The organism is Streptomyces sp. AcH 505 (assembly GCF_000818175.1).
Taxonomy (GTDB): Bacteria; Actinomycetota; Actinomycetes; order Streptomycetales; family Streptomycetaceae; genus Streptomyces.
Genome location: NZ_JTIY01000001.1, coordinates 1,476,297 through 1,478,896, shown reverse-complemented (window position 1 = coordinate 1,478,896; position 2,600 = coordinate 1,476,297). Strand labels below are relative to the sequence as shown.

General features: G+C 72.2%; 4 protein-coding genes and 1 pseudogene. All 5 read left to right on the top strand.

Annotated features, from left to right (window positions below):
- Positions 1–204: pseudogene (locus HY68_RS06765) on the top strand (tRNA (adenosine(37)-N6)-threonylcarbamoyltransferase complex dimerization subunit type 1 TsaB); the annotation flags it as partial.
- 35 nt (positions 205–239) lie between these two features.
- Entirely contained in the window at positions 240–713 is a 474-nt protein-coding gene (rimI, locus tag HY68_RS06760) for a ribosomal protein S18-alanine N-acetyltransferase (protein WP_041995335.1), read from the top strand.
- Positions 706–1,791: a tRNA (adenosine(37)-N6)-threonylcarbamoyltransferase complex transferase subunit TsaD gene (gene tsaD, locus HY68_RS06755; RefSeq protein ID WP_041985603.1), complete on the top strand. Its 1,086-nt coding sequence runs from the start codon at positions 706–708 to the stop codon at positions 1,789–1,791. Before rimI ends, tsaD begins: the two co-directional genes overlap by 8 nt.
- The gene (locus HY68_RS06750) at positions 1,788–2,042 is read left to right on the top strand and encodes a hypothetical protein (protein WP_041985599.1); all 255 of its coding nucleotides are present in this window, start codon (positions 1,788–1,790) and stop codon (positions 2,040–2,042) included. The genes tsaD and HY68_RS06750 overlap by 4 nt, the downstream gene beginning before the upstream one ends.
- 94 nt (positions 2,043–2,136) lie before the next feature.
- A complete protein-coding gene (locus HY68_RS06745) occupies positions 2,137–2,493 on the top strand; it encodes a YciI family protein (RefSeq protein ID WP_041985597.1) in 357 nt (118 codons plus the stop codon).
- Positions 2,494–2,600: the final 107 nt, after the last annotated feature.

Sequence of the window (2,600 nt, the reverse complement as noted above, 5' to 3'; positions counted from 1 at the left end):
CCCGTGGTGGGCGCCGGCGCGCTGCTCTACCCGGACTCCTTCCCCGTCGCCCGCGCCCCCGAGCACCAGTCGGCAGCGGCGCTCGCCGCGCTGGCCGCCGAGCGACTGGCGGCGGGCGGGGAGTTCCTGCCGCCGCTGCCGCTCTATCTGCGCAGGCCCGACGCGCAGGTCCCGAAGAACTACAAGGTGGTCACTCCGAAGTGACCGATACCGAGCGCCCGTCCGTGCCGTTGCGCGAGATGCGCTGGTGGGACATCGAGCCCGTACTGACCCTTGAGCACGAGCTGTTCCCCGAGGACGCCTGGTCCACGGGCATGTTCTGGTCGGAGCTGGCCCACGCGCGCGGCCCGCACGCCACCCGGCGCTACGTCGTCGCCGACGACGGCGAGCGCATCGTCGGCTACGCGGGCCTCGCCGCGGCCGGCGGCCTCGGTGACGTCCAGACGATCGGTGTGGCCCGCGACCACTGGGGCGGCGGTCTCGGCGCCCGGCTGCTCACCGACCTGCTGCAGCACGCCACCGCCTTCGAGTGCGAGGAGGTGCTGCTCGAAGTGCGGGTCGACAACTACCGCGCGCAGAAGCTGTACGAGCGCTTCGGCTTCGAGCCCATCGGCTTCCGGCGCGGCTACTACCAGCCGGGCAACGTGGACGCGCTCGTCATGCGCCTCCATATGCAAGGACTCCACATACAAGGAACTGAGAACCATGGCTGACGAACCTCTCGTCCTCGGCATCGAGACGTCCTGCGACGAGACCGGCGTCGGCATCGTGCGCGGGACGACCCTGCTCGCCGACGCCGTCGCCTCCAGCGTGGACGAGCACGCCCGGTTCGGCGGAGTGGTGCCCGAGGTCGCCTCCCGGGCCCATCTGGAGGCCATGGTCCCCACCATCGAGCGCGCCCTGAAGGACGCCGGGATCGCCGCGCGCGACCTCGACGGGATCTCCGTGACGGCGGGCCCGGGGCTCGCCGGGGCGCTGCTGGTGGGCGTATCGGCGGCGAAGGCGTACGCGTACGCGCTCGGCAAGCCGCTCTACGGCGTCAACCACCTGGCCTCGCACATCTGCGTCGACCAGCTGGAGCACGGGCCGCTGCCCGAGCCGACGATGGCGCTCCTGGTCAGCGGCGGCCACTCGTCGCTGCTGCTCGCGCCGGACATCACCGCCGACGTACGGCCGCTGGGCGCGACCATCGACGACGCGGCGGGCGAGGCGTTCGACAAGATCGCGCGCGTGCTGCAGCTCGGCTTCCCCGGCGGCCCGGTGATCGACCGGCTCGCCCGGGAGGGCGACCCGGCGGCAATCGCGTTCCCGCGCGGCCTCACGGGGCCGCGCGACGCGGCGTACGACTTCTCGTTCTCCGGCCTCAAGACGTCGGTCGCGCGCTGGATCGAGGCGAAGCGGAAGGCCGGCGAGGAGGTTCCGGTACGGGATGTGGCGGCGTCGTTCCAGGAGGCGGTCGTCGACGTGCTGACCCGTAAGGCGGTCCGCGCCTGCAAGGACGAGGGCGTCGACCATCTGATGATCGGCGGCGGTGTCGCCGCCAACTCCCGGCTGCGGGCGCTGGCGGCCGAACGGTGCGAGCGCGCGGGCATCCGGCTGCGGGTGCCGCGGCCCGGGCTGTGCACGGACAACGGCGCGATGGTCGCCGCGCTCGGCGCCGAGATGGTGGCACGGGGGCGGGCGCCGTCGGACTGGGACCTGTCGGCCGACTCCTCGCTGCCGGTGACGGAGACACACGTACCGGGCCACGACCACCTGCACGAGCTGAGCAAGGACAACCTGTACTCATGACCGTCGCACTGATGTGGGAGGCGAAGGCGGCGCCCGGCCGGGGCGCCGACCTGCTGGCCTGGGTACGGGCGCTGGAGCGCCCCTCGCCCGCGCCGCTGCGCAGCGAGGTACTGCGCGCCCCGCAGGACCGGGTCCTGGTCCTCACCTGGTGGGACGCCCCCTACGACGCGGAGCTGCCCGAACTCCCCGAGCCGGCCGACGACTTGGTGGCGCGGGCGGTGCACCGCTGGCGGTTCGAGACGGTGGAGTAGAAGAATTCTCCGGCGTGTGTCGATGCGGGCCCCCCTCGATCGACGTAAGGGTGAGAGGCGGGGAACAGCCCGCCCAGCACATCGAGGAGTCACCATGCCGCGCTTTCTGTCCATGATCCGCAACGACGAGAACAACCACCCCGCAGGCGGCCCGAGCGACGCGCTCATGGAGGGCATGGGCAAGCTGATCGAGGAGATGACCGAGGCGGGCGTCATGCTCGAAACGGGCGGCCTCCTGCCGACGTCGAAGTCGGCACGCGTAGGGCAGCGCGGCGGGCAGATCGCGGTGACCGACGGGCCCTTCACGGAGACCAAGGAGGTCGTCGGCGGCTACATGATCCTGCGCGCCGACGATCTGGCCCAGGCGGTGGAGTGGTCCCGCAAGTTCATCGAGCTGCACGAACCGGAGTGGGAGATCGCCTGCGAGGTCCGCGAGATCGTCGGCGCCTGACGGTTCGCCGTCCGGCGGTGTCGCCGTCCGGCGGGGGCGGCCGGGTTCGGTGGTTGCGGTTGTCGTCGTCCGTGTCGGTGTCCGGGTCCTGCGGAGGGGGTGTCCGG